Here is a 24,753-nt window from a genome sequence, read left to right as displayed (position 1 = left end):
CAGGTGCTTTCACCGATTGTGCCAGGTCACCACAGTTGATCACCGGCGGGCGGTTCCAGCCCCAAGTGCTGCCACGCGGCGGGCGTCGCCACTCGGCCGCGTGGTGTCCGGGCCAGCATGCCAGCTCGCACCAAATACGGTTCGCAGACCTCTTCGACGGTGGTGGTCTCCTCACCGACGGCGACCGCGAGGGTGGCGACGCCGACGGGACCGCCGTGGAAGCTCTTGACCAGGGCGTTCAGCACCGCGCGGTCGAGCCGGTCGAGGCCGAGTTCGTCGACGTCGTAGACGACCAGGGCCTGCTTGGCGATCTCCTGCGTGACCATGCCGTCGGCCCTGACCTCGGCGAAGTCGCGGACGCGGCGGAGCAGCCGGTTCGCGATGCGGGGCGTGCCGCGGGACCGTCCGGCGATCTCGATGGCGGCGTCCTCGGCGATGTCGACGCCGAGGATCTTGGCGCTGCGCTTCACGATGAGGTCGAGTTCTTCGGGCGCGTAGAACTCCATGTGCCCGGTGAAGCCGAAGCGGTCCCTGAGCGGTCCGGTCAGCGCACCTGACCTGGTCGTGGCTCCGACCAGCGTGAACGGCGCGATGTCGAGCGGGATGCTGGTCGCGCCGGGGCCCTTGCCGACCATCACGTCGACGCGGAAGTCCTCCATCGCGAGGTAGAGCATCTCCTCCGCCGGACGCGCCATGCGGTGGATCTCGTCGATGAACAGCACGTCGCCCTCGACCAGGTTCGACAGCATCGAGGCGAGGTCGCCCGCGCGTTCCAGAGCGGGGCCGCTGGTGATGCGGATGGCGGCGTTGAGCTCCTTGGCGATGATCATCGCGAGGCTGGTCTTGCCGAGGCCGGGAGGGCCGCTGAGCAGCACGTGGTCCGGCGCCGCACCCCGGCGCATCGCTCCGTGCAGCACCAGCTCGAGCTGTTCGCGGACGCGCTGCTGACCGACGAACTCGTGCAGGTCGGCGGGGCGCAGGCTCGTCTCGACGTCGCGTTCGGCGGGCGCGACGTACGGGCTGAGCTCGTCCTCCATCACTTGCGCCCCAGGGTGGCGAGCGCACGACGCAGGACGGCGGACGTGGACTGCTCCGGGTTGTCGGCGAGGACGGTGTCGACGGTGGTCTCCGCGGCCTTGGCCGGGAAGCCGAGGCCGAGCAGCGCCTCCACGACGTGGTCGCGCGTCTGGCTGTGCGCGGGGGTGGTGGGGGCGGCGAGCTGACCGACCTTGTCGCGGAGCTCGATGATGAGGCGTTCCGCGCCCTTCTTGCCGATGCCGGGCACCTGCGTGAGCACGGTGATGTTGCCCTCGGCGAGGGCGTGCCGCAGCTTGTCGGGCTCCAGCACCGCGAGGGTGGCGAGCGCGATCCGGGGGCCGATCCCGCTCACGGTCTGGAGCAGGCCGAACAGCTCGCGGGCCTCGGCGTCGGCGAAGCCGAACAGGGTGAGGCTGTCCTCGCGCACGATCAGGGTGGTGGCGAGGGTGGCCTCCTCGCCGCGGCGCAGGCTCGCGAGGGTGGTCGGGGTGGCCTGGACGGCGAACCCGACACCGCCCACCTCGACGACGGCGTGGTCGAGGCCGACGTGCTGCACCTGGCCGCGCAGTGACGAGATCACCTGGTTCCTCCGGACTTCGCGGGCAGCGCCCGGGCTGAGTGGGGCCGGCCTGCACGGCGAAGCCGCGTGCTCGCGCAGGCGTCCCCTCGCAACGAGGACCCCGCGCGCTCATTCTTCCAGCCGACTCTGACAATTTCGGTGAACGCTGAAGCCACAGCGCTCATCACGGCGCGCATCGGCGGGCCGCTTCGGGCAGTTTCGACCTGTGCGCGCGGGCGGGTTCCGCCACGCGCGCCCGAAGTCGTTCCTGTCTTTGGCGCGCCCACGAACGCCGAAGCGATCACGGCGCGCTCCGCCGGGCCGCTTCGGCGAGCTTCGCCCGGTGCACGCGGGCGAGTTCGGCCGCCTTGGCCTGGGCTTCTTCGAGGCGCGACCGCATCGGCGCGCGCCAGTGGTGGCAGATCGCGATCGCCAGGGCGTCCGCGGCGTCCGCCGGTTTCGGGGCGGTCTTGAGACCGAGGAGCTTGGTCACCATGGCCGTCACCTGCGCCTTGTCCGCGCGGCCCGAGCCGGTGACGGCGGCCTTCACCTCGGACGGCGTGTGGAACTCGACGGGCAGGTTCCGTTGCGCGGCGGCCAGGGCGACGACGCCCGACGCCTGCGCGACGCCCATCGCGGTGCGGACGTTGTGCTGCGCGAAGACCCGTTCGATGGCCACGACCTGAGGTTCGTAACGGTCCAGCCACACGCAGAGGCCTTCGTACAGCTCGTGCAGGCGCACGGACAGAGGAGCGTCAACGGGCGTGCGCAGGACGTCGACGGCGACGGCGCGCACGACCCGACCGGGGCCGCCGTCCACCACGCCGAAGCCGCACCTGGTCAGACCGGGGTCGACCCCGAACACCCGCACAACAGGCTCCCCGCATCGCTGAACGAACAACAGTTCGAACCATATCCGGTGCATCCATAGGCGTTCGTCACCGACACGGTTCGACAAGTCCACGCCGCCGTTACTACGGTGGTCGGGTTTCGATCACGGGAGTGCACGGGTGAAGCGGTTCTGGATCATCGCCGGGTGCGTCGGCACCTTCATGGCGATCGCCATCCTCACCGCCCTCGCCGCCCCTCGCGATATCGGTATCGCAATCGACAAAGTGGTGCAGCTCGTGTTCGCCGTGGCGGCGCTGATCGCCTACGCACGCAGGCGAAACCGCTGGATGACGGCGGCGATGGCGAGTCTGAGCGTCGGGTTGTCGGCGTGGATCTGGGGGCAGCAGATCCTGGGCGTGCAACTGCCGTCGTCCACGATCGCGCCGCTCGGGTTCACGATGGTGCCGGTGCTGTGCCTGGCCGCGCTCATCGCGAAGGCGCAGCAACGCCGTGCGGACGATCTGCTGCCGAACTACCGCAGCCGCACGGTCGTCGCGCTGGACGGGCTGATCGTGATCGGGTCGTTGTTCGTGCTGACGTGGGTGTCGGCGCTGGAGTCGCTGACCCGCGCGTGGGCCACGTCGGGGCCTGGGTTCGCCACGGTGGTGGCGCATCCCGCCGCGTACCTCGTGCTGCTCGTGGCGATCGTTGTGATGTCGTGGACGCATCAGGCCGTGCGTCAGTGGCCGATGCTTTTCGTCGCACTGGCGGGTATCGCCCAGTCGTCGTCGGGCTGGGTGTTCGCGTTCTACATCTCCAAGGGCAACACGGCGATTCCGGCGTCGGCGGACATCGGGTTCATGCTGTGCCCGGCGTTCTTCCTGCTGAGCGCGCTGGCGCCGGCGCGCAACCTCGATCCGACGCCCGGCCGGATGCGCACGGCGGACCTGCTGCACCTGCTCGTGCCGTACCTGCCGCTCGCGATCACCGGGTTGTTCGTCATCTGGAACACCGCGACGGGTGGCCGGCTGAACCCGGTCGAGATCTACGTCGGGCTGGTGGTCATGTGTCTCGTGATCGTGCGTCAGTTGCTCACGATGATGGACAACGTACGGCTGATGGACCAGCTGCGCGTCTCTCGTGAACAGCTACGGCACGAGGCGACGCACGACCCGTTGACCGGCGTCGCGAACCGCTCGTTGTTCCGCGAACGGCTGGAGCGCGCGCTTTCCGTGCGTGACCGCGCCAAGCCGTTGATCCTGTTGTTCATCGATGTGGACGGTTTCAAGGCCGTCAACGACAACAACGGCCACGCGGAGGGCGACGTCGTCCTGCGCAATGTCGCCGCACGGCTGGAAAACAGCGTCCGCCCGGAAGACACCGTGGCGCGGCTCGGCGGTGACGAGTTCGGCGTGCTGGTCGACGGCGGCGACGCCGAGGAGATCGGCGCACGGCTGCTCGACTCGCTCGGCCACCCGCACGAGGTGCGCGGCCGGACCCACCGCGTGCACGCCAGCATCGGTGTGGCGCAACGGTTCTCGTACGATCCCAAGATCACCGCCGACGACGTGCTGGGGGCCGCGGACGCCGCGATGTACACGGCGAAGCGGCTCGGCAAGGGCATGGTCGTCGTGCACGGTTCACCGCTTCCGGAGATGACGTGACCCCAGAGCAGTTGATCGCCTCGTTGAACATGCAGGAACTGCCCGTGGAGGGCGGGTACTTCGCGCAGACGCACCGCTCCGACGAGGTGTCGGCGATCGCGTACCTGTTGCGCAGCCCCGACTTCTCCGGCATGCACGTGCTGAAGCACCTGGAGATCTACCACTTCCACGCCGGGTCGCCGTTGCGGATGCTGCTGCTGCACCCGGACGGCACGGTCACCGAGCCGGTGCTCAGCGCGTCGAACCCGCAGGTCGTGGTGCCGGCGGGCGTCTGGCAGGGCAGCACTCCGGCGGGCGACTGGTCATTGGTCGGCACGGTGGTGGTGCCGCCGTACACCGACGACATCGTGGAGTTCGGGCACGCGGACGCGCTGTGCGAGCGTTATCCCTCACACGCCACCGTCATTCGACCCCTGTGCAGGTTCTAGCTCTCTAGGATCTTGCGAATGGCCCTTGTCCCGCTCAACGGCATCGAGCTGAACGTCCAGACCGAGGGTTCCGGCGATCTCGTCGTGCTCGTGATGGGCACCGGCAGTCCCGGCCGCGTCTGGCGCACGTACCAGGTGCCCGCGCTGGTCAAAGCCGGTTACCGGGTGGCGTACTTCGACAACCGCGGTATCAGCCCGTCGTCGGAGTGCGGCGAGGGCTTCACGATCGACGACATGGTGGCCGACACCGCGGCGCTGATCGAGTACCTGGGCGGTCCGGCGCACGTGATCGGCACGTCGCTGGGCGCGCGGATCACCCAGGAACTGGCGCTGGCACGGCCCGAGCTGGTGCGGTCGGTGGTGCTGATGGCGACCGCCGGGCGTTCCGAACCCGTGCAGCAGGCGTGGTCGCAGGCGTTGTGCGACCTGCACGACAAGGGCGTCGAGATCCCGCTGGCGTTCTACTCGGTGGCGTCGGTGGTGCGGAACCTGTCGCGGGCGACGCTCGCCGACCCGATGGTGGCGCGCGACTGGTTGCAGATGTACGAGTTCGCGGGTGCCACGCTCGGCGCGGGCGAACGCGCTCAGCTGGCGCTGTCCGAGTACGACGTGCGGCTCGACGCCTACCGCGCCATCACGACGCGGTCGCTGGTGATCGGGTTCGCGGACGACCTGGTGCTGCCGCCGCGCCTGTCTCGCGAGGTGGCGGAGGCGATCCCCGGCGCGCGGTACGCGGAGGTCGCGGACGCCGGGCACGTCGGGTACCTGGAGCGCCCGGACGAGGTGAACCGGCTGGTGGTCGAGTTCCTGGCGGACGCGTGACCGGCTCCTGGCAGAACCCGCGCGAGCGTGAACTGGCGGAGGCGTACCCGGAGTTGCACGCCTTCCTGTCCGGCCTGCGTCCGGGGCAGCTGCTGTCCGGGACGGTCGCGGCGATCGAGAACTTCGGCGTGTTCGTGGCGCTCGACGAGGGTCCGCCGCATCCGGCCCATCCCGGTGTCGGGTTCATCAGGGTCATCGATCTGACCTGGCAGCGCGTCGGCTCCGTGGCCGAGGTGGTGCAGGTCGGGCAACGCGTCACCGGCGAGTTCCAGGAACACGACGCCTGGCAGCAGGAGGCCCGGCTGTCGCTGAAGGCGTTGCAGCCGGACCCGCTGCGGGCGTTCGCCGCCACCGCCGGTCAGGAGTTCCGCGGCTCGGTGACCAAAGTGGTTCCGTTCGGCGTCGTCGTGCGGGTCGCCGACGGCGTCGAGGGGCTGCTGCACGAGAAGGACTTCACCTCGGCGCCGCCGCGGGAAGGCGACGAGATCACGGTGGTGCTCGCCGACTTCGACCTGGAGCGGCGCCGGGTGTCGTTCAGCCAGCGGTGACGAACGCGTAGGTCTCGTCGACCAGCTGCGGCAGGAACGCGGCCCGGTCGAACCCCGGGTCGTCCTCCATCCCCGGCGGCGGCACGTGCACGAACCCGAAGTGCCCCGCCTTGGGCACCACCCGCAGATCCACCTCGGCGGGTGCGGCACGCAGGATCTCGACTTCCGACGCCGGCACGAACGTGTCGAGCTCGCCGACGTAGACGAGCATCGGGGTCCGCACGCCGTCCAACGCGCCGGGAGCCGCGAACCACCCGGCGGGCGGCGTGTAGAGCACCAGCCGGCTGACGCGCGGATCCCTTGGCACGTCGAGGGGTTCGCGCTCCTTGCTCCACGGTGTCGCGCCCGCGAGGCACAACGCGGACCACGCGCCGATCGAGTGGCCGATCACGGCCACCTCCTCGTCCGCCGGCACGTCGCGCAGCGCCTCGACCAGGCCCAGCGGGCGTGCCAGGTAGTCGTCCCACGTGGCCTCTTGTGGGTGCAGGCGCGGGAACGACGGCGCGATCACCTGGTGGCCGCGCGCGGTGAAGTGGTCGAGGAGCGGGCGGTGGCGTTCCGGGTCGCCACCGCCACCGACGGCGAAGAGCACGATCAAAGCGGTTCCCCCTAGCGGTGTGCTGCCTGGCCGGTCGGCCTCAGCAGGATCTCGTTCACGTCCACAGTGGATGGTTGGGAGACCGCGTAGAGCACCGCCCTGCCCACGTCCTCCGGTTCGAGCTTCGGGTCGTTCGCGCGGGATGCCGGGATGCCCTCGGTGTCGACGAGGCCCGGCTGGATCACCGTCACGCGGACGCCGGTGCCCACGGCCTCGGCGCGGATCGCCTGTGCCAGACCGGTGATCGCCCACTTGGTCGCCGAGTACAGGTTGCCGGGGCGGACTCCCCTGCCCGCGGCGGAGCCCGTCATGACCAGGTGGCCGCCGGACTTCATCAGCGCGGGCATGGCGGCGCGGGCCGTGAAGGCGGGGCCGCAGACGTTCGTGACGACCATGTCCGTCCATTCGGAAGGCTTGGCACCGGCCGAAGAGACGAACGAGGTGTCCACCGAGACCCCGGCGTTCGCGAACACCACGTCGATCCTGCCCCATCGTGCTTCCACTCGGGACATGAGATCCTGCACGGAATCCCAGGAAGAAACGTCGCATCGCGCGTCCCAGCCGCGATCTCCGACAGATTCTTCGGCGCTGCGGGAAGCCCTGACGACGCGATACCCCGCCTGAGCTGCGAGAACGGCGGTCGCCGCCCCGATTCCGCGGGAGGCGCCGGTCACCACGAAGACGTGTTCCATGATCGGCAACCCTAGTCAGGGAAACGTCAGTGCCGCCTGTTTTGATTGCGCCATGACTTTGAACCGCAGGTCCGTGTTCGGGCTGGGAACCGTCGCCGCCGCGACGGCCGTGCTCGGCTCCAACGGTGCAGCACAAGCGCAGGAAGACGCGGAGGTAGAGATCGAACGCTCCCCGGCGACGGCCGACCGGTCGCGCAAGCGCGTCGCCCAGGTCTACAAGCGACAGGCCCGCAAGGCGAGAGGCACCTGGTCGTCGCTCATCACGGTCGCCGACCTCGACGGCGCCACCAAGCCCGCGGTCGACGAGAACGCCGACGTCGTCGTCGAGGCCTACAGCGTCAACAAGATCGCGGTCGCGGTCGCCGTGCTGGACAAGGTCGACCGCGGGCTGATCACGCTCGACCAGACGGTCACGGTGTCGGCCGCGATCGTCATCCAGGACACCGACGGCATCTTCGCGCTCGACGGCGCGTACCCGAGCGAGGTGACGGTCGGCCACGCGCTCGCGAACCTGCTGACCGTCTCGGACAACACCGCCGTGCGCCTGTGCGGTCTCGTGGTGCCGGCGTTGGAACTCAACGAGATCCTGCGCTCCAAGGGGTTCGTGCACACGCAGGTCGTCCCGGTCGCGAACCCGAACCGGTTCTTCCTCGGCACCACGACGGCGCGCGAGACGCACACGTTGCTGCAGAAGCTGGTCGACGGTCAGCTGCTGTCCGCGGCGTCCACCGCGTACCTGCTGAACATCCTGCGCGCGACGGCGAGCTTCACCGACGGCGTGCGGCTCAACCTCACCACCAACGAGCGGCTGCGCGTCGCGACGAAGGCGGGCTGGTTCGCCGACGGCCGCAACGAGGCCGGGATCATGTTCAGCGCGGACAACCGGGCGATCCTGATCTACTCGATGTTCGCGTCGGGTGAGTTCGCGGGCGACAAGGCGATCAACGACGAGGACTTCAGCACCACGCACCCGGCCGTCGCGGCCCGCGCGGAGCTCGGCCGGTCGATGTTCGACGCGGTCATCAAGATCACGACCACGAAGCCCAAGCACCGTGCAAAGGTTTACAGGTTCTTCAACGGCGGCTGATTCTGAGATTTATCCGAAACTCGGACCTAACGGCTCTGGTTTTCGGCTATACAGGCACCACGCCGGGGTCGGTCGTCGCCGCCGTCGACGACCGGCTTCCCCGCGTAGTGGTCAGAGCGCCGGTTCCACAACGTCGTGGTACCTGCGTGACACCTGGCCGATCACCTCGTCGAAGTCCGCCGCCCAGATGGCCGCGTTGAAGATCTCGACCTCGACGTCCCGCGCGTAGCCCGTCGCCGCGACGACGCGCGTCAGGCGGTCCAGATCGATGTCCCCGTCACCGGGATAACCACGTCCCAGCAACACGTCCTCGGGCACCGGCGTGAGCCAGTCGCACACCTGGTACGAGGCGATGCGGTCGCCCGCCCGCGCGATCTGCTCGTCCACGGCGGGGTCCCACCACACGTGCAGCGCGTCCACGACGACGCCGACGGACTCGTGGCGTTCGGCGATGTCGAGTGCCTGGGCCAACGTCGACAGCACGCCGCGGTCCGCGCAGAACACCGGGTGCATCGGCTCCAACGCCAGGATCACGCCGGCCTGCTGGGCGTACGGCGCAAGTTCCGCGATGGCGTCGGTGACGCGTTGACGTGCGCCGACGAGGTCCTTGTCGGCCGCCACTCCCCCGACGACCATGACCAGCGTGTCGGTGCCGAGCGCCGCCGCCTCGTCGATGGCGCGGCGGTTGTCGTCGAGCGCCTCGCGGTTGTCCACGGCGGTGAGAAAACCGCCGCGGCACAACGACGACACCCGCAGCCCGGCGTCGCGGACGATCTTGGCGCTGCGCTCCAGGCCCTGGTAGGCCACCGGTTCGCGCCACAGCCCGATCGACTCGATGCCGTGCCGCGCGCAGCCGTCGACGGCCTCGGAGACGGTCGCGCGTTTGATCGTGGCCTGGTTCAGCGAGAGGCGAGCCACGCGCTCCACCTCCGTTCCGCGAAGTCCGGGTCGATCACACCGGCGATCTCGGCGAGCCGTTTCGCCTCGGCGAGGTGCTCGACGGTGCGGGCGGTTTCGAGGCCGCCGAGGAGTTGGAAGCGTTCCTGGTGCCCGGCGAGCCAGGCCAGGAACACCACACCGGTCTTGTAGTAGTAGGTCGGTGTGCTGAACAGATGGCGGGACAACGGAACCGTCGGCGCCATTATGCGGTGGAACTCGTCGGTGTTGCCCTGAGCGAGTTCGGCAAGCGCTTTCGCGGCCACCGGCGCGATCGGGTCGAAGATGCCGAGCAACGCGTGGCTGTGGCCCTGGTCGTCGCCCGCGATCAGCTGCGGGTAGTTGAAGTCGTCGCCGGTGTAGCAGAGGACGCCCTCGGGCAACGCCCGGCGCAGGCCGATCTCGTGGTCCGCGTCGAGCAGCGAGACCTTCACGCCGTCGACCTTGTCGGGCCGCGAGTGGATGATCTCCAGGAAGTTGCGGGTGGCCTGGGGGATGTCCGCGGCGCCCCAGTAGCCCTCCAGCTTCGGGTCGAACGCGGTGCCGAGCCAGTGCAGGATCACCGGTTCGCTGACGCGGTCGAGCAGCGTGCCGTAGACCTTCTCGTAGTCCTCGGGGCCACGAGCGGCGGCGGCGAGCTGGCGCGAGCACATCAGGACGGGCTGGGCGCCCGCTTCCTGGACGGCGTCGAGCTGCTCCAGGTAGGCGTTCAGCACGTCGTCGAGGCTCGGCTCACCGGTCAGGTGGTCGGTGGCGACGCCCGCGCAGATCCGCCCGGTCCTCTCGGCGGCGCTGCGGCGGATCAGCTCGGCGGCGGTCGGCCAGTCGAGGCCCATGCCGCGCTGGGCGGTGTCCATCGCCTCGGCGACGCCCAGGCCGTGCGACCAGAGGTGGTGCCGGAACGCCAGCGTGGCGTCCCAGTCCACCGTGGTCTCGTCCTTCGCCACGACGTGTGCCGCGGCGAACACAATCCGTTTAGACATCAGCGATCTCCACCCGGCGACCCTCCGAAGAGGACTGGAGACCGGCGGCGGCGAGCGCCACACCCCGTGCGCCCGCGCGGAAGTCGTGCGGGAACGGCGCGCCCTCGTAGACGTGCCGCAGGAACTCCGCCCACTGCACCTTGAAGCCGTTGTCGAACTCGTCGTTGTCCGGCACCTGCTGCCACTGGTCGCGGAACGGGTGCGTGACCGGGAGATCCGGGTTCCACACCGGTTTCGGCGTCACGGCGCGGGGCTGCACGAAGCACTCCCGCAGCCCCGCGACCGCGCTCCCCTCGGTGCCGTCCACTTGGAACTCGACCAGCTCGTCGCGGCGCACCCGCACGCACCAGGACGAGTTGATCTGCGCGATGACGCCGTTCTCGATCTCGAAGATGCCGTACGCCGAGTCGTCCGCGGTGGCGTCGTAAGCGTTGTTCTGCTCGTCCCAGCGCGTCGGGATGTGCGTGACGGCCTTCGCGGTCACCGCCTCCACCCGCCCGAACAGGTCGTGCAGCAGGTAGCTCCAGTGGCAGAACATGTCCGAGACGATGCCGCCGCCGTCCTCGGCCCGGTAGTTCCAGCTCGGGCGCTGCGCGGGCTGCCAGTCGCCCTCGAAGACCCAGTAGCCGAACTCCCCGCGCACGCTCAGGATCCGGCCGAAGAAGCCGCCGTCGATCAGCCGCTTGAGCTTGCGGATGCCCGGCAGGTACAGCTTGTCCGCCACCACGCCGTGCTTCAGACCGCGCTCGTCGGCCAGGCGACCGAGTTCCACTGCCTGATCGACCGTTTCCGAGACCGGTTTCTCGGTGTAGACGTGCTTGCCGGCCTCCAGGGCCTTCGTGATCGACTCGACGTGCTTCGAGGTGACCTGCGAGTCGAAGTAGATCTCGACGGACGGGTCGGCGAGCGCCGAGTCGAGGTCCGTCGTCCAGCGCGCGAGGTCGTGGCGCTCGGCGATCTCCTTGAGCTTGTCGGCGTTGCGGCCCACCAGGACCGGTTCCACCTTGAGCAGGGTCCCGTCCTGCAACCGCACGCCCTCGTCGCGCAACGGCAGCAGCGAGCGGACCAGATGCTGGCGGTATCCCATCCGCCCCGTGACGCCGTTGACCGCCACGCCAATGGTCCTGACCGCCATCGCACCTCCCTGGTAGCAGCGCTGGAAAGCGCTTTCCCGCCACGCTAATCGCGGCGCTTCACGGACGTCAACCTCCTCGCGAGTTAGTCTCAGCGCTCACATGCACGTTGACGGAGGTGGTCGTGTCCGCCCGACAGGTGACGCTCGCCGAGGTGGCGAAGCAGGCGGGTGTGTCGTTGGCGACGGCTTCCCGCGTGCTCAACGGCAGCACGCGACAGGTGAGCGGGGACCTGAGCGATCGCGTGCTGCGCACCGCGGAGGAGCTCGGGTACGTGCCGAACGCCTCGGCACAGGCGCTGGCCCGCAACTCCAGTTCCCTGGTGGGGCTGGTGGTCCACGACATCACCGACCCGTACTTCTCCTGCATCGCGGCGGGGGTGACGCGGGTGGCCGAGGAGGCCGGGCTCGTCGTCGTCCTCGGCACGACGGGGCGTCGTCCGGAGCGTGAGGCGGAGCTGCTCTCTACTCTGCGTGCGCATCGGGCGCGGGCGGTGGTGCTGGCGGGGTCGCGGACCACGGACCGCGCGGCTCAGTCGCGGCTCGCGGCGGAGATCGACGCGTTCACCGAGCAGGGCGGCCGGGTGGCGTGCGTCTCGCAGGCGAAGCTCGGCACCGACACGGTCGTGCCGGGCAACCGGGCGGGCGGCCGGGCGCTGGCCCGTGCCCTCGCCGAACTGGGGCACAAGAAGTTCGCCGTATTGGGTGGTCCTTCGGAACTCGTGGTCGCGCGGGACCGGTTGGCCGGGTTCAAGGCGGGTCTGAACGACGCCGGCATCGCGCCGCCCGTGGTGATCAACGGCGCCTTCACGCGCGACGGCGGCTACGAGGCCGCGATGGAGTTGCTGGGGTCGAAATCACGCGCCACCTGCGTGTTCGCCGTGACCGACGTGATGGCGATGGGCGCGATGGCCGCACTGCGCGAGCGGGGCGTGCGGATTCCGGACGACATGTCGATCGCCGGGTTCGACGACATCCCCACTTTGCGCGACACCGTGCCCGCTTTGTCCACTGTGCGCCTTCCGCTGGAGGAGATGGGCGAGATCGCCGCAGGTCTCGTGCTCGACGGCGGAGGTGACGAGGCCCGCACCGTCCGAGTGGCGGGTGAGGTGGTGCTCCGGGCCTCGACTGCCCACAATTAGACTCGTCTGGCTAATCACGATTCTTAAGTCACGAGGAGTTGAGCCGTCCCCATGGGGTCTGGCCCTGACTGGCATATACGCCCGGTCGCCTGTTCTGTTGGAGCGCATAGGTGACCGGCATTCTTCTGAGCGTGCTCGGACTGCTCGCCGTGGTGGCGTTGACAGCCGGCACCTTCATCGCGGTGGCGGCGGAGTTCTCGCTGACCGCGCTGGAACGCAGCACGGTCGAGCGGCACGTCGCCGAGGTCGGTGACGCGAAAGCGCACACCATCGACCGTGCGCACCGCACGCTGTCGTTCCAGCTCTCCGGCGCCCAGCTCGCCATCACCCTGACCACGCTGATCACCGGTTACATCGCGGAACCCGCGATCGCGAACCTGATCGAGCCGGGGCTCTCCGGGCTCGGCGTGTCCGAGCCGGTGGCCGACTGGCTGTCGCTCGCGCTCGCCCTGGCGATCGCCACCGCGTTGTCGATGGTGTTCGGCGAGCTCGTGCCCAAGAACCTGGCGATCGCGAAGCCGCTCGAGACCGCGCGCGGCGTGGTCGGGTTGCAGGCGGCGTTCTCCACGGTGTTCCGCTGGTTGATCACCGCGATGAACAACTCCGCGAACTGGCTGGTGCGGCGCTTCGGCGTCGAACCGGTCGAGGAGCTGGCGTCGGCGCGGTCGCCGGAGGAGCTGGGCGCGCTGGTCCGCACGTCGGCCGAGCACGGCACGCTGGACGAGAGCACCGCGGTGCTGCTCGACCGGTCGCTGCGCTTCGGCGACAGAACGGCGGGCGAGCTGATGACGCCGCGCGTGCGGGTCGAGGCGCTGCGGGGCGACGCCACCGTCGCCGACCTGGTGCGCAAGGCCCGGGACACCGGGTTCTCGCGGTTCCCGGTGCACAACGGGTCGCTGGACGAGGTGAGCGGCATCGTGCACGTCAAGCAGGCGTTCGCGGTCCCGGCCGCGCTGCGCGGGTCCACTCCCCTGTCGGCGTTGACCCGGCCCGTGTACTCGGTGCCGGAGACGCTGGAGGGCGACGCGCTGCTGGACCGGCTGCGCGCGTCCGGGCTGCAGTCCGCGCTGGTCGTGGACGAGTACGGCGGCACGGCCGGGCTGGTGACGCTCGAGGACGTGGTCGAGGAGATCGTCGGCGACGTGCGCGACGAGCACGACCGCGGTGAGGCGGCGCCGGTGCGCTCGCTCGGCAAGGACAGCTGGATCGTGTCCGGCCTGCTGCGCGACGACGAGGTGGCCGACGCCACGGGGTTCCAGATGCCCGAGGGCGACTACGAGACGCTGGCCGGACTGGTGCTGGCGCGGCTCGGCCGGATCCCCGACGTCGGTGACGAGATCCGCGTCGACGGCTGGAGGGTCACCGTCATGCGGATGGACAAGCACCGCGTGGCCGAGCTGCGGGTGGTGTCGTCGTGAACTTCCTCGTCATCGCACTTCTGCTGGCGGGCAACGCGTTCTTCGTCGGTGCCGAGTTCGCGGTGATCACCGCGCGCCGGGACCGCCTGGAAGCGTTGGCGGACAAGGGTTCCGCCCGGGCCCGCACGGCGATCAAGGCGTCGCAGGAGCTGCCGTTGCTCATCGCGGGCGCGCAGCTGGGCATCACCTTGTGCTCGTTGGGGCTCGGTGCGATCGCCGAACCCGCGTTGGCGTCGGTGCTGGAGGGGCCCCTCGGCGCCGTCGGCCTGCCACTGGCCGTGGTGCACGGTGTGGCGTTCGCGGTGGCGTTGGTCATCGTCGTCGCGCTGCACACGATCCTCGGCGAGATGGTGCCGAAGAACCTGGCCATCGCCGGTCCCGAACGGGCCGCGGTGTGGCTGGTCCCGGTGCACTACGGGTTCTCGCGGATGATCTCGCCGGTGCTGGCGATGTTCACCGCCGTGGGCCGGTGGGTGCTGCGGCGGTTCGGCGTGGAGCCCGTCGACGAGCTGGAGTCGGCCTACACGCCGGACGAGCTCGCGTTGCTGATCGGCCAGTCCCGCTCCGAGGGCCTGCTGGAGGACTCGGAACACCGGCGGCTGGCGCAGACGTTGTCGTCGGCCGAACGCACGGTGGCCGACGTGCTGGTGCCGCTCGACCGGCTGACGACGGTGTCCTCGACGCCGACCGTGGGCGAGATCGAGGCGGCCGTGGCGGCAACCGGGTTCTCCCGGTTCCCCGTGCTGGCCGAGTCGGGACTGATCGGGTACCTGCACGTCAAGGACGTGCTGGACCTCGAAGGTGCTTCGACCTCGGTGCCTCGCGACCGGGTGCGCGGACTGCCGGAGGTGCCGGTGGACGCGCGGCTGGACGAGGCGCTGGCGGCGTTGCGCCGGGCCCAGTCGCACCTCGCGCGCGCGGTGTCCGCCGACGGCACGGTGTTCGGTGTCGTGGCGTTGGAGGACCTGGTGGAGGAGTACGTGGGCACCGTCCGGGACGGCACCCACGTGCGCTGGGTCTGATGCCGTTGGTGCTCGGGGCGGGCGATTGTGAGATCGACCTGCCCCGGCTCGCGGCGGAGCTCACCGAGGCGTTGCGGGTGGGAGCGGAGCCGGGTCGGCGGGTGCGGGCGGCCGTCACGCCGGACGTGACGGCGATGGTGCTGATGCCTGGACTGTCACCCGGGATTCCCGCGTACACGGTGAAGGTGCACGCCAAGAACCCGTCGCGCTCCCCCGCCATCACCGGGGTGATCTGCCTGCACGACCTGTCGGGCGACCTGCTGGCGTTGATCGACAGTCCGGGGCTGACCGCGGTGCGGACCGGGCTGGGCGGTGCGCTGGGCGCCCATCTGCCGGCACGGCCGGAGGCGCGGACCGTGACGGTGATCGGGGCCGGGGTGCAGGGGCGGGCGCAGTTGGAGGCGCTCGCGGCGTTGCGGCCGGTGGAGTCCGTGTGCGTGCGAGACGTTGATCCCGTTGCCGCCGCCGAGTTCGGTGCTGACTTCGGTTCCGCCCGGCACGCACGTCACGAGCCTCGGTGCCGACGAACCGGGCAAGGCCGAACTGGGTCCCGCACTGCTGGCCCGTGCGCTGGTCGTGGTCGACGAGCCTTCTCTCGCCCACGTTCGCGCCGACACGACGATCGGCGCGGTGTTGCGCGGGGAGCATCCCGGGCGAGCCTCCGCGGAGGAGGTCACCGTGTACAGCCCGGCCGGGTTGCCGTTGCAGGACCTGGTCATCGCGTGGCACGTGTACCGCAACGCGCTCAGCTAGCGGTGCGGATCTCCAGCATCACGCAGCCTTCTTCGGTCCGGTACGGGCCGTGCGGCATGCCGGGACGGCGGCTCGCGAAGTCGCCGGCCCGGAACGTCTTGTTCAGGGTGAGGTCGGTCAGGTCGCCTTCGAGCAGGTAGACCTCCTCGTGAAAGTCGTGCCGGATCACGCCTTCCGTCTCCAGGCCTGGCTGCCAGCGGGCGATCCTGGTGAGGGTCGTGGTGTCCGGGTCGCGGCTCAGGACCCGTTCGGTGACGCCCTCGGTTGCCGGTTGCCAGGAGATTTCGCTGGTGGGGAAGAACTCGTGTTCCTCGCGCATCTACAGCCTCCGGTTGGCCAGCACGGGCAGTTTCGCGCGCACGTCCTCGATGAGGGCGGGGTCCACATCGGACACGATCGTGCCCGGCCTGCCGTCGAGGCGCTCGCGGACCGTGCCGATCGGGTCGACGACGGCGCTGCGGCCGATTCCCGTCGGGGCCGAGCCGTAGTCGGCGTCCGGAAAGGCCTGGCCGCAGGCGAGGACCCACGAGGTGGCGTCGAGGGCGCGGGCCTGGACCAGGAGGTCCCATTGATCAGCCTTGCCGGGGCCCGCTCCCCAGGAGGCGCCGACGAGGATCACCGGCGCGGTGGTGGCGAGGGTGCGGAAGAGTTCGGGGAACCGGACGTCGTAGCAGGTGGCGAGGCCGATCGTGACGCCGTCGACGTCGAACGTCACGGGCTTCTCGCCCGGGGTGACGTTGTCGGACTCCTTGAAGCCGAACGCGTCGAACAGGTGGATCTTGTCGTAGCCGAGGTGCAGGCCGGCGCCGGTGACGAGGGTGGTGTTGGTGACCCTGGAGCCCTCTCCCGGGGTGAACATGCCTGCCACCACCACGACGTCGTGTTCGTCGGCGATGGCGCGGACTTCCGTCGCCCACGGGCCGTCGAGGGGTTCGGCGACCGGCTTGAGGTCGACGCCGAAACGGCACTGGGTGGCTTCGGGGAAGTGGACGACCCGTGCGCCTTGTCGTGCCGCACTGGCGATTTCGGTGCGCACGGTGGCAAGGTTCTCCTGCGGATCAGCGGTGGAGCTGATCTGGCAGAGCGCGAAGCGCATGATCCTCCTCTGGTATACATGTTGTATGCAAGCCGCAGACTCGTTGTCCGGCAGGGAAAAGGCTTACGAGTTCCTCAAGGACACCATTCTCGCCGACCCGGAGATGCAGGGGCGGTTCATCAGCGAGCAGGACGTCGCCAACCAGATCGGCGTCTCCCGCACGCCGATCCGTGAGGCCCTGCTGCTGCTCGCGGCCGAGGACCTCGTGCAGCTCGTGCCGAAGAAGGGTGCGTACGTCGCGCCGTTGTCGTCGCGGCAGATCGGCGAGCTGATGGAGTTGCGCGGCGTCATCGAGCGGTACGCGGCGGAGCGCACGATCGCCGAGGGCACGGTTCCGTTGCGGCAGATGCAGGAGCTGATCGAGCGGCAGCGGTTCCTGGTCGAGGACGCGCGGCAGTTCATCGACGTCGACCGGCAGTTCCACGCGTTGCTGGTGGCGGCGACGGGCAACGAGTTGCTGACGAAGACCTACGAGGGGTTGCGCGCACGGCAGGTGCGCGCGGGTGTCGTCGCGCTGTACCGGGCGCACGGCAGGCAGCAGGCCGTGATCAACGAGCACGACGAGATCGTGGCCGCGCTCGAGTCCGGGGACGTCGGCGCGGCCACGGCGGCGATCACCGCTCACTTGGACACCACACTGAAGGTGCTGCTCAACGGTTGAACCTCCTCCTCTTGGGGGTCGCGGCCGAGCCACAGGCCGACGAGCGTCACCACACACGCGATGGTGACGTACAGGCCGACGACCACCCACGTGCCGAAGCCCGCCAACAGCGCGGTGAACAGCAACGGGGCGATGGCACCACCGATCACGCCCGCCAGGGTGTAGGCGAGTGAGCTTCCCGTGTAGCGCAGGCGTTCGGTGAACTGTTCGGCGATGAACGCGGCCTGCGGGCCGTACATGAACGCGTGGAAGCCCAGGCCGACCACGACGCCGAGGACGATGAGCGGCCACGACTTCGTGTCGATGAGCGGGAAGAGCACGAACGGCCACACGGCGCCGAGCACGGCGGCGACGGCGTAGAGGCCGCGGCGATTGACCTTGTCGGACAGCCAACCGGCCAGCGGCATCAGGAACAGCTGGAAGCCCGAGGCGATCAGCACGGCGACGAGGCCGACGTTGCGCGGCAGCTTGAGCTGGGTCGTGAGGTAGGTCAGCACGAACACGGTGTGCAGCGCGTACAGCACGTCCGGGCCGACGCGGCACAGCACGGCGGCGATCAACGGCCGGGTCTGCGTGCGGAAGACCTCGCTGATCGGGGCGGTCGGCCGGTCGCCGCGGGCCTCGATCGCCTTGAAGACCGGGGTCTCCTCCAGCTTCACGCGGATCCACAGGCCGAAGATCACGAGCACCGCGGACAGCAGGAACGCCACCCGCCAGCCCCACGACATGAACGCCGCGTCGGACAGCGCGACCCCGAGCAGCGCCAGCACGCCGTTCGCCATCAGGTTGCCGGCGGGCGGCCCGATCTGGGCGGCCGATGCCCAGAAGCCGCGTTGCTTCGGGTTGCCGTACTCGCTGGACAGCAGCACCGCGCCGCCCCACTCGCCACCGAGGCCGACACCCTGCGCGAACCGCAGCAGCACGAGCAGCAGACCGGCAGCGGGGCCGATCGCGTCGTGCGTCGGCAACAGACCGATGAGCAGCGTGGCGATGCCGGTGATCAGCAACGTCGTGACGAGCACGCGTTTGCGGCCGATCTTGTCGCCGAGCCTGCCGAACAGGAACCCGCCGAGCGGCCGCGACAGATAGCCCACGGCGTACGTCGAGAACGCGAGCAACGTCGCGGTGAGCGGATCTTCGCTGGGGAAGAACAACGGGCCGAGCACGACGGCCGCGGCGACGTTGTAGATCGCGAAGTCGTACCACTCCAGGGCGGTACCGGAGAGCGAGGCCACGAACGCCCTGACGAGAGCGGACCGAGGCACGTCCGGCGTGCCCGGCTGTGGCGTGGCTGTCGTTGCTGAATCAGGCGGCATGGCGTAATACTGCCTGTATACAACTCGTATGCGCAAGGAGTACCGCATGTCTACCGTTCGTACACAGGACGCCACGCTCGCTTTCGACCTTCCCGACGGCACCGTCGCCGAGGTCGCCGTCACGACCTTGCTGAACGGCGGCTACGCGGGCCGCAGCCAGGAGGACGTGGCCGCTCACGTGCGCGAACTCGCCGAACTGGGCGTGCCGGCGCCGTCCGTGACGCCGAGCCTCTACCCCGTGTCGCCGTACCTCGCGCAGCAGACCTCGTCGGTCCCCGCGCAGCACGGCAAGACCTCCGGCGAGGCCGAGTGGGCGTTGGTGGTCACTGATTCAGATGTCCTGCTGACCGTCGCATGCGACCACACGGACCGCGCGCTGGAAGTGCACGGCGTCGCGTGGAGCAAGAACGCCGGACCCGACGTCCTGGGCCGCAAGGCGTGGCGCCTGTCCGAGGTCGCGGACCGCATCGACACGATCGAACTCACCGCGTGGGCGGACGGCGTCGAAATCCAGCGCGGCACCCTCGCCGAACTGCTGACCCCGCAGTACTGGGTGGAGCGGTTGCGCGAGCTCGACCTGCTCACGCCCGGCACCGTGCTGCTCTCCGGCACGATCCCGATGCACCACGGCGTGGACCAGTTCGCGTCGTCGTGGCGAGTCGAACTGCGCGACCCGGCCACCGACGACGTCATCGCCTGCGAGTACGAGGTCACGCGCCTGCCGGACCCCATCGGCTGAGCCACCGGTATGCGGGCCGCGGACCCATGTCGATCGCTCGTCCGCCCTGTTCGACGTCCTCGTGAAGGACCACCACAGGGAGGCACAAGATGAGCAAGGTCTACACGGGCGCCAGCACCTCGATCGACGGCTACGTCTCGGGCCCGGACTTCTCCGGCTTCGATCGCCTGTTCGCCTGGTACGAGGCGGGCGACGTGGCGTTCACCGTCCCGACGGGCGCGATGACCGTGCACCTCACCCCGGCCAGCGCCGCGCACTACCGCGGCCTGATCGAGGCCACCGGCGCACTGGTCGTGGGACGCAAGCTCTACGACTTCACGAACGGCTGGGGCGGCCAGCACCCGCTGGGCGTGCACACCGTCGTGCTCACCCACAGGCCGTTGCCGGACAACGAACACTTCACGTTCATCGACGGCAGCATCGAGGAAGCCGTTGCCGTGGCCGCGAAGCACGCGGGCGACAAGGGCGTGGGCCTGAACTCGGGCGAGGTCGCCCGGCAGGCCATCGACGCGGGCCTGGTGGACGAGATCTTCCTCGACCTGGTGCCGGTGATCCTGGGCGGCGGCACGCCGTTCTTCGCGCCCGGCAAGGGGTATCAGCTCGAGGGCCCGATCTCCGTCGTGGAGAGCACGTCGGTCACGCACCTGCGGTACAAGGTGAGGTATGAAGCTGCGGAGACTGACTGAGGTCGGCGCGGACGACCTGTTCCGGGCGGTCGAGGAGTCGCGCGACCACCTGCGCCCGTGGAGCCCGTGGCTGACGAACGGCTACACCATGGCGGACGCGGAGGGCTACCTGCGGGTCGCGGCGGAGGGCTGGGAGAACGGGACGTTGTTCCCGCACGCGATCATGGTCGACGACGAGATCGCCGGCCTGGTCGCGGCCAACCGCAAGGGACCGGACCTCGTGGAGATCGGGTACTGGGTGCACGCCGCACACGTCCGCCAGGGCCTCGCCACCGCCGCGACCGCAGCCCTCGTCGAGTTCTCGTTCGGACTGGACGGGGTGCGGCGGGTGCAGATCTGGCACGACGAGGCCAACGTCGCGAGCAGCGGTGTGCCGCGGCGACTCGGGTTCACCGAGATCGACCGCCGCACCCCGCCGCGCGAGACCCCGATCGGCAACCGGGTGGGGGTGGACGTGGTGTGGGAACTCAGGCGCTGACCGCCTCAAGAGGCCAGTGAGGCCTTCACCGCGCGGGTGAAGTCGTCCGCGAGCACCTCTTCGTCACCGTTCTGAATCCCCTGCAGCACCTGCGAGACGACATCGGCCGGCGCGATCTTCGGTGCGTCGATGTGCGCGGCCATGTCGGTGTCGATGTAGCCGACGTGCACGCCGACCACGCGGGTTCCCTGCTCCCGCAACGACTCCCGGGTCGATCGCGTGAACGACCACGCCGCCGCCTTCGAGGCCGCGTAGCCGCGGGCCGCCGGGTAGCCCGCCCACGACAGGACGCTCAGCACGTTGACGAGGGTGCCGCCGCCGTTGGCCTTCAGGACGGGCGCGAACGCGTCCGTCGTGCGGACGATGCCGTAGAAGTTGACCTCGAACTCCGCCTTGATGCTGTCGACCTCGTCGCCGGGGCCGGTCGTGCCGGCGTTGTTGACCACGATGGTGACGTCGCCGAGTTCCTTCGCGGCCGCCTCGACGGACGCGGCGTCGCTCACGTCGAGCTGGATCGGGATCACGCCTTCGTCGACGACGGTCGCCGGGTTGCGGGCGCCGCCGTACACCTTCGCCCCGCGCTTCGCGAACTCCTGCGCGAACGCCTTGCCGAGCCCTCGGTTGGCTCCGGTGACCAGCACCACTGCACCGTCGAAGTCCATGACTACCTCCTGAGTTGGATTTCCCAACTCACGCTAGACCCAGTCCGTTGGATTTGCCAACTAACTGCTACGCTGGTCACATGACACCGCGAAGTTGCTCCATGGCGAACGCGCTGGAGGTCGTGGGCGAGCGCTGGTCGTTGCTGGCGCTGCGCGAGGTGTTCTTCGGCTGCACGCGGTTCGACCAGATCGCCGCGAACACCGGCGCGTCGCGGGACGTGCTGACCGTGCGGCTGAAGAAGCTGGTGGCGGCCGGTGTGCTGGAGAAGCACCAGTACTCCGAGCACCCGCCGCGGTTCGAGTACGTGCTGACGGAGTCTGGGCGTGCGCTGCACAACCTGATGCTGATGCTCAAGGAGTGGGGTGACGAGTACGTGACGGAGGGGCCCCTCCCGCTCGTGTGGCAACACTCGTGCGGCGCCACGCTTGAACCCCGTGTGGTGTGCGCGGCGTGTGGCGAGGAGGCCACGCCGGAGTCGCTGACCCGTGCCGAGCGCGTGACCCACTAGGTTGGGCGGCATGAGTGAGGACGACGAGGACGAGTTCGCCGAGGACGACGACTTCGAGGACGAGGAAGACCCGGACGACCTCTTCGCCGTCACGCCGGAACCGCGCACGGTGTGTCACCTGTGCGGGGGCGCGAGCTACATCGCGGCGCCGACGCTCGCCATCATCGGCGGCGCGCCCAGGACCGTGGACAACGGCCGGGAGTGCCCGCACTGCAACGGTGCGCGGACGTTCACCGGGCTCGTGCCGCCGCTGTGAAGCACCTCGGCTCGCACGCGTACCGTGATTGCCCGTGGAAGTCCTGACCCGAGCCGAGTGGCACGAGCTGCGTGACGCGCACGTCGCGCGCATGCGCCGGTTCACCGGGCCGCACCAGGAGCGGAAGCTTCGCAAAGAGAAGCACCCCGTGATGGACTTCCTCTTCACGTACTACAGCCATCGGCCCGTGCGGCTCGAACGCTGGCATCCGGGGCCGGACGTCGTCCTGGAGGACGCGGCCGAGTACCTGGAGTTCCCGCACTACAAGGCCACGGCCGACGGCGTCACGCTCGACGTGGACAGCTTCGTCGGGCAGCGGGCCAAGACGCTGGAGTTCGTGCAGACCCTGCTCACGGCGACGTTGAGCCGTCCTGCCCGGCTGGGCTGCTTCGGGTTGCACGAGTGGGCCATGGTCTACCGGCAGCAGCCCGAGGAGGTCCGGCACAACGCGTGGCCGCTCCGGCTGGGCAGCGGCGGCACCGACGAGGTCGTCGAGGCGAGCCGGATCCAGTGCGGGCACTTCGACGCGTTCCGGTTCTTCACGTCACCCGCTCGGCCGCGTAACGCTCTGCAGCCCACCCGCGACGGACAGTTGGAGAACGAACAGCCAGGGTGTCTGCACGCCAACATGGACTTGTTCAAATGGGCGTACAAGTTGGAACCGGCGACCCCGTCGTCGCTGGTGGCCGACTGCTTCGAACTGGCCGCTGACGTGCGCGAACTCGACATGCAGGCCTCCCCGTACGACCTGGCCGACCTCGGCTACGGGCCGGTGCGGATCGAGACTCCGGAGGGGCGCGCGGAGTACGTGCGGAGGCAGTCGCAGTTCGCTGACCGGGCACAACCGTTGCGAGAACGGCTCATCTTCGTGTGCCAGTCGATACTTGCAGTGACTTCACTCTGCTGACTGAGTTCACCTGTTAGCGTGATTGGCGGTCGTCGGGGGCCGCTGAGTAGTTGTGAGGGATCGATGTCTCGACACCGCACTCTGCGGGCGAAGGTGAAGCGCGGAATCGCCAAATGGCCCGTGCTCATCGTCGTGCTCGTGGTGCTGCTAGGCCTCAGCTGGCTCGCCCTGTCGTGGGCCGGCGACATCCTCGACAAGCGCTCGCAGGCGCTGGCCCAGAACTGCAGCGAGGGCGACTCGGTGCTGCGGGTGGCCGTGACGCCGAGCGTCGCCGGGGCCGTCCGCGACGTCGCGCAGGCGTACAGCGCGACCCGGCCCGTCGTCTACGACCACTGCATCGCCATCGAAGTGACGTCGGCGGACTCCTCCGCGGTCCTCGAAGGCCTCACGACGACCTGGGACGAGAACAAGCTCGGCAAGCGCCCGCACGCGTGGCTGCCGGACTCGACGCTGTGGGCGAACCGGCTGTCCGCGTTGAACGCGAAGCTGGTCGGCTCGGCGCCGAAGTCCGTCGGCACGTCGCCGGTGCTGCTCGCCGCCCCCGAGGCCGCCGCGCCCGTGCTGAAGGACTTCCGCTGGTCGGACCTGCCCGAGGTGACCGACTGGAGCAAGTACGGCCAGTCCTGGGGCCGGTTCAGCGTCGCCATGCCCGACCCGGCGGCGAACACGGCGTCCGCGCTCGCGATCCAGGCGGCGCTGGCGGGCGGCGTGGGTCCCGTGACGGCCGAGTCGCTCGGATCGGACGCCTCGAAGTCCGCGCTGACCAAGCTCGCGGCCGCCGTGCCGCCCGAGGTGCCGCCGACGACGCGCGACGCGTTGGCACGCCTGGGAGACAGCGCGACGGTGAACGCGGCGGGCTTCTCCGTGACGCCGGTGTCCGAAGTGGACCTGTTCAAGCACAACACGGGCAAGGACGCGCCGTCGAAGCCGTTGGTCGGCGTGCTGCCGGCCGGACCGGCACCCGTGGCGGACTTCCCGTACGTCGCGCTCGGCGGCCCCGAGGTCGGCGAGGCGGAAGTGCGGGCCGCGCAGGCGTTCCGGGACTTCATGACCGAGCCGGAGCAGCAGAGGATCCTGGCGCTCGGCGGGTTGCGGGTGGAGTCCACTCAGGACCGTCCGTCACCCTCGCCCGGTGTCGCCTGGGCGCCCGTCACCGAGAACCTGGTCGGCGCCGACGCGACGACCACGCAACAGATCTCCTCGGCGTGGGCGTCGGCGGACCGCGGCGGGCAGGTCGTCACGGTGCTGACGGACGTGTCGACGTCGATGAAACCCAGGCTGGACAAGGTGAAGGCAGCACTGCGCGGCCAGGTCGACCGGGCGGTGTCCGGGTCGTTCGGGCTGTGGGAGTTCGCCCGCGACCTCGACGGGTCCAAGCCGCAGAAGCAACTCGTCGCCACGGGTCCCGTCGCCGAGAAGCGCGACGCGTTGAAGCGGGCGATCGACGGACTGAAGACCGCCGAGGGCTCGCAGCTCTACACCGCGCTCGCCGCCTGCTACGAGACCGCGCACGACGGGTTCGTGGCGGGACGGGTGAACCGGGTCGTGGTGATCACCGACGGCAAGTCCGACGGCGGCATCGACCTGGCGGCGTTGAAGGGCCAGCTGCACGGAACGGACCTGGCGATCAGCTTCATCGCGATCGGCGGTGACGTCGACAAGGACGCGCTGACCGACGTCGCGCAGACGACCGGCGGCTCGGTTTCGGTGGTGGAGAACGAGAACGGCGTCGAGGCGGCGCTCGGCCAGGTCCTGTCGACCAAGGCCTGACCGAGCGCACGCCCAGACTC

At 69.6% G+C, this 24,753-nt stretch carries 29 protein-coding genes and 1 pseudogene; 18 read left to right on the top strand and 12 right to left on the bottom strand.

Going from position 1 to position 24,753, the window contains the following annotated elements:
• Nucleotides 1-26: 26 nt before the first annotated feature.
• The 3 genes from ruvB to ruvC all read right to left on the bottom strand — a co-directional run bounded on the left by ruvB (nucleotide 27) and on the right by ruvC (nucleotide 2,468).
• On the bottom strand, nucleotides 27-1,037 hold the full coding sequence (ruvB, locus tag JNUCC0626_RS46010; protein ID WP_394616896.1) for a Holliday junction branch migration DNA helicase RuvB: 1,011 nt from the start codon (nucleotides 1,035-1,037) through the stop codon (nucleotides 27-29).
• Nucleotides 1,037-1,618, bottom strand: coding sequence for a Holliday junction branch migration protein RuvA (gene ruvA / locus JNUCC0626_RS46005; protein ID WP_394616895.1), 582 nt, complete (start codon nucleotides 1,616-1,618; stop codon nucleotides 1,037-1,039). The genes ruvB and ruvA overlap by 1 nt, the downstream gene beginning before the upstream one ends.
• 280 nt (nucleotides 1,619-1,898) lie before the next feature.
• Nucleotides 1,899-2,468: a crossover junction endodeoxyribonuclease RuvC gene (gene ruvC, locus JNUCC0626_RS46000; RefSeq protein ID WP_394616894.1), complete on the bottom strand. Its 570-nt coding sequence runs from the start codon at nucleotides 2,466-2,468 to the stop codon at nucleotides 1,899-1,901.
• 139 nt (nucleotides 2,469-2,607) lie between these two features.
• Between ruvC and JNUCC0626_RS45995 the strand changes: the two genes are divergently transcribed.
• From JNUCC0626_RS45995 to JNUCC0626_RS45980, 4 genes are read left to right on the top strand one after another with little or no spacing between them, the layout of a single operon-like run.
• Nucleotides 2,608-4,092, top strand: coding sequence for a diguanylate cyclase domain-containing protein (locus tag JNUCC0626_RS45995; RefSeq protein WP_394616893.1), 1,485 nt, complete (start codon nucleotides 2,608-2,610; stop codon nucleotides 4,090-4,092).
• Entirely contained in the window at nucleotides 4,089-4,520 is a 432-nt protein-coding gene (locus JNUCC0626_RS45990; protein WP_394616892.1) for a cupin domain-containing protein, read from the top strand. The genes JNUCC0626_RS45995 and JNUCC0626_RS45990 overlap by 4 nt, the downstream gene beginning before the upstream one ends.
• Before the next feature lie 18 nt (nucleotides 4,521-4,538).
• Nucleotides 4,539-5,342 carry an alpha/beta fold hydrolase gene (locus JNUCC0626_RS45985; RefSeq protein ID WP_394616891.1) on the top strand — a complete coding sequence of 268 codons (804 nt, stop codon included), beginning with the start codon at nucleotides 4,539-4,541 and terminating at the stop codon, nucleotides 5,340-5,342.
• Nucleotides 5,339-5,890: a S1 RNA-binding domain-containing protein gene (locus JNUCC0626_RS45980; protein WP_394616890.1), complete on the top strand. Its 552-nt coding sequence runs from the start codon at nucleotides 5,339-5,341 to the stop codon at nucleotides 5,888-5,890. The genes JNUCC0626_RS45985 and JNUCC0626_RS45980 overlap by 4 nt, the downstream gene beginning before the upstream one ends.
• Here the strand turns inward: JNUCC0626_RS45980 and JNUCC0626_RS45975 are convergent.
• The gene (locus JNUCC0626_RS45975) at nucleotides 5,877-6,488 is read right to left on the bottom strand and encodes an alpha/beta hydrolase family protein (protein ID WP_394616889.1); all 612 of its coding nucleotides are present in this window, start codon (nucleotides 6,486-6,488) and stop codon (nucleotides 5,877-5,879) included. The two genes, JNUCC0626_RS45980 and JNUCC0626_RS45975, sit on opposite strands and share 14 nt — an antisense overlap.
• 11 nt (nucleotides 6,489-6,499) lie before the next feature.
• Nucleotides 6,500-7,183, bottom strand: coding sequence for an SDR family oxidoreductase (locus tag JNUCC0626_RS45970; protein WP_394622250.1), 684 nt, complete (start codon nucleotides 7,181-7,183; stop codon nucleotides 6,500-6,502).
• Nucleotides 7,184-7,232: 49 nt separating this feature from the next.
• Here JNUCC0626_RS45970 and JNUCC0626_RS45965 point away from each other — a divergent pair, with 49 nt between their 5' ends.
• Nucleotides 7,233-8,267: a serine hydrolase gene (locus tag JNUCC0626_RS45965; RefSeq protein WP_394616888.1), complete on the top strand. Its 1,035-nt coding sequence runs from the start codon at nucleotides 7,233-7,235 to the stop codon at nucleotides 8,265-8,267.
• 111 nt (nucleotides 8,268-8,378) lie between these two features.
• Here JNUCC0626_RS45965 and JNUCC0626_RS45960 read toward each other — a convergent pair whose 3' ends face one another.
• Genes JNUCC0626_RS45960 through JNUCC0626_RS45950 form a run of 3 tightly spaced genes read right to left on the bottom strand, consistent with a single transcriptional unit; the run spans nucleotide 8,379 to nucleotide 11,321 of the window.
• Nucleotides 8,379-9,185, bottom strand: a complete 807-nt coding sequence (locus tag JNUCC0626_RS45960) for a sugar phosphate isomerase/epimerase family protein (protein WP_394616887.1) — start codon at nucleotides 9,183-9,185, stop codon at nucleotides 8,379-8,381.
• On the bottom strand, nucleotides 9,167-10,186 hold the full coding sequence (locus JNUCC0626_RS45955) for a dihydrodipicolinate synthase family protein (RefSeq protein WP_394616886.1): 1,020 nt from the start codon (nucleotides 10,184-10,186) through the stop codon (nucleotides 9,167-9,169). Before JNUCC0626_RS45955 ends, JNUCC0626_RS45960 begins: the two co-directional genes overlap by 19 nt.
• Complete coding sequence (locus tag JNUCC0626_RS45950; protein WP_394616885.1) at nucleotides 10,179-11,321, bottom strand: Gfo/Idh/MocA family protein; 1,143 nt, start codon at nucleotides 11,319-11,321, stop codon at nucleotides 10,179-10,181. The genes JNUCC0626_RS45955 and JNUCC0626_RS45950 overlap by 8 nt, the downstream gene beginning before the upstream one ends.
• Before the next feature lie 122 nt (nucleotides 11,322-11,443).
• On the opposite strand from JNUCC0626_RS45950, the gene JNUCC0626_RS45945 reads away from it, so the two are divergent.
• From JNUCC0626_RS45945 to JNUCC0626_RS45925, 5 genes and pseudogenes are all read left to right on the top strand, one after another.
• Complete coding sequence (locus JNUCC0626_RS45945) at nucleotides 11,444-12,460, top strand: LacI family DNA-binding transcriptional regulator (RefSeq protein ID WP_394616884.1); 1,017 nt, start codon at nucleotides 11,444-11,446, stop codon at nucleotides 12,458-12,460.
• 110 nt (nucleotides 12,461-12,570) lie between these two features.
• On the top strand, nucleotides 12,571-13,878 hold the full coding sequence (locus JNUCC0626_RS45940; protein WP_394616883.1) for a hemolysin family protein: 1,308 nt from the start codon (nucleotides 12,571-12,573) through the stop codon (nucleotides 13,876-13,878).
• A complete protein-coding gene (locus JNUCC0626_RS45935; protein ID WP_394616882.1) occupies nucleotides 13,875-14,900 on the top strand; it encodes a hemolysin family protein in 1,026 nt (341 codons plus the stop codon). Before JNUCC0626_RS45940 ends, JNUCC0626_RS45935 begins: the two co-directional genes overlap by 4 nt.
• A pseudogene (locus JNUCC0626_RS45930) lies at nucleotides 14,900-15,361 on the top strand (hypothetical protein); the annotation flags it as partial. The gene JNUCC0626_RS45935 and the pseudogene JNUCC0626_RS45930, both read left to right, overlap by 1 nt.
• A gap of 13 nt (nucleotides 15,362-15,374) precedes the next feature.
• Entirely contained in the window at nucleotides 15,375-15,653 is a 279-nt protein-coding gene (locus JNUCC0626_RS45925) for a hypothetical protein (RefSeq protein ID WP_394616881.1), read from the top strand.
• Here the strand turns inward: JNUCC0626_RS45925 and JNUCC0626_RS45920 are convergent.
• Both JNUCC0626_RS45920 and JNUCC0626_RS45915 read right to left on the bottom strand, forming a co-directional pair.
• A complete protein-coding gene (locus JNUCC0626_RS45920) occupies nucleotides 15,646-15,972 on the bottom strand; it encodes a cupin domain-containing protein (RefSeq protein WP_394616880.1) in 327 nt (108 codons plus the stop codon). The two genes, JNUCC0626_RS45925 and JNUCC0626_RS45920, sit on opposite strands and share 8 nt — an antisense overlap.
• Nucleotides 15,973-16,749, bottom strand: coding sequence for a carbon-nitrogen hydrolase family protein (locus JNUCC0626_RS45915; RefSeq protein ID WP_394616879.1), 777 nt, complete (start codon nucleotides 16,747-16,749; stop codon nucleotides 15,973-15,975).
• Nucleotides 16,750-16,774: 25 nt separating this feature from the next.
• On the opposite strand from JNUCC0626_RS45915, the gene JNUCC0626_RS45910 reads away from it, so the two are divergent.
• The gene (locus tag JNUCC0626_RS45910) at nucleotides 16,775-17,410 is read left to right on the top strand and encodes a GntR family transcriptional regulator (protein WP_394616878.1); all 636 of its coding nucleotides are present in this window, start codon (nucleotides 16,775-16,777) and stop codon (nucleotides 17,408-17,410) included.
• Here JNUCC0626_RS45910 and JNUCC0626_RS45905 read toward each other — a convergent pair.
• Nucleotides 17,371-18,726 carry an MFS transporter gene (locus tag JNUCC0626_RS45905; protein WP_394616877.1) on the bottom strand — a complete coding sequence of 452 codons (1,356 nt, stop codon included), beginning with the start codon at nucleotides 18,724-18,726 and terminating at the stop codon, nucleotides 17,371-17,373. The genes JNUCC0626_RS45910 and JNUCC0626_RS45905 overlap by 40 nt on opposite strands.
• Nucleotides 18,727-18,772: 46 nt before the next feature.
• On the opposite strand from JNUCC0626_RS45905, the gene JNUCC0626_RS45900 reads away from it, so the two are divergent.
• From JNUCC0626_RS45900 to JNUCC0626_RS45890, 3 genes are all read left to right on the top strand, one after another.
• Nucleotides 18,773-19,465, top strand: a complete 693-nt coding sequence (locus JNUCC0626_RS45900) for a DUF2848 domain-containing protein (protein WP_394616876.1) — start codon at nucleotides 18,773-18,775, stop codon at nucleotides 19,463-19,465.
• Between the two features lie 89 nt (nucleotides 19,466-19,554).
• A complete protein-coding gene (locus JNUCC0626_RS45895; protein ID WP_394616875.1) occupies nucleotides 19,555-20,151 on the top strand; it encodes a dihydrofolate reductase family protein in 597 nt (198 codons plus the stop codon).
• Nucleotides 20,129-20,629, top strand: coding sequence for a GNAT family N-acetyltransferase (locus JNUCC0626_RS45890; protein WP_394616874.1), 501 nt, complete (start codon nucleotides 20,129-20,131; stop codon nucleotides 20,627-20,629). The genes JNUCC0626_RS45895 and JNUCC0626_RS45890 overlap by 23 nt, the downstream gene beginning before the upstream one ends.
• A gap of 5 nt (nucleotides 20,630-20,634) precedes the next feature.
• On the opposite strand, the gene JNUCC0626_RS45885 is transcribed toward JNUCC0626_RS45890, so the two are convergent.
• The gene (locus JNUCC0626_RS45885) at nucleotides 20,635-21,291 is read right to left on the bottom strand and encodes an SDR family oxidoreductase (RefSeq protein ID WP_394616873.1); all 657 of its coding nucleotides are present in this window, start codon (nucleotides 21,289-21,291) and stop codon (nucleotides 20,635-20,637) included.
• Nucleotides 21,292-21,371: 80 nt separating this feature from the next.
• On the opposite strand from JNUCC0626_RS45885, the gene JNUCC0626_RS45880 reads away from it, so the two are divergent.
• From JNUCC0626_RS45880 to JNUCC0626_RS45865, 4 genes are all read left to right on the top strand, one after another.
• Nucleotides 21,372-21,800, top strand: coding sequence for a winged helix-turn-helix transcriptional regulator (locus tag JNUCC0626_RS45880; RefSeq protein ID WP_394616872.1), 429 nt, complete (start codon nucleotides 21,372-21,374; stop codon nucleotides 21,798-21,800).
• 10 nt (nucleotides 21,801-21,810) lie between these two features.
• Nucleotides 21,811-22,056 carry a hypothetical protein gene (locus JNUCC0626_RS45875; RefSeq protein WP_084401880.1) on the top strand — a complete coding sequence of 82 codons (246 nt, stop codon included), beginning with the start codon at nucleotides 21,811-21,813 and terminating at the stop codon, nucleotides 22,054-22,056.
• A 91-nt stretch (nucleotides 22,057-22,147) separates the two neighbouring features.
• Nucleotides 22,148-22,963 carry a 3-methyladenine DNA glycosylase gene (locus JNUCC0626_RS45870; protein WP_394622249.1) on the top strand — a complete coding sequence of 272 codons (816 nt, stop codon included), beginning with the start codon at nucleotides 22,148-22,150 and terminating at the stop codon, nucleotides 22,961-22,963.
• 63 nt (nucleotides 22,964-23,026) lie between these two features.
• Nucleotides 23,027-24,733: a substrate-binding domain-containing protein gene (locus JNUCC0626_RS45865; RefSeq protein ID WP_394616871.1), complete on the top strand. Its 1,707-nt coding sequence runs from the start codon at nucleotides 23,027-23,029 to the stop codon at nucleotides 24,731-24,733.
• The last annotated feature ends 20 nt before the right edge of the window (nucleotides 24,734-24,753 follow it).

The sequence above is a fragment of the Lentzea sp. JNUCC 0626 genome (genome assembly GCF_043632865.1).
In the GTDB taxonomy this organism is placed as follows: domain Bacteria; phylum Actinomycetota; class Actinomycetes; order Mycobacteriales; family Pseudonocardiaceae; genus Lentzea.
This window is presented reverse-complemented; position numbering and strand designations above follow the sequence as displayed.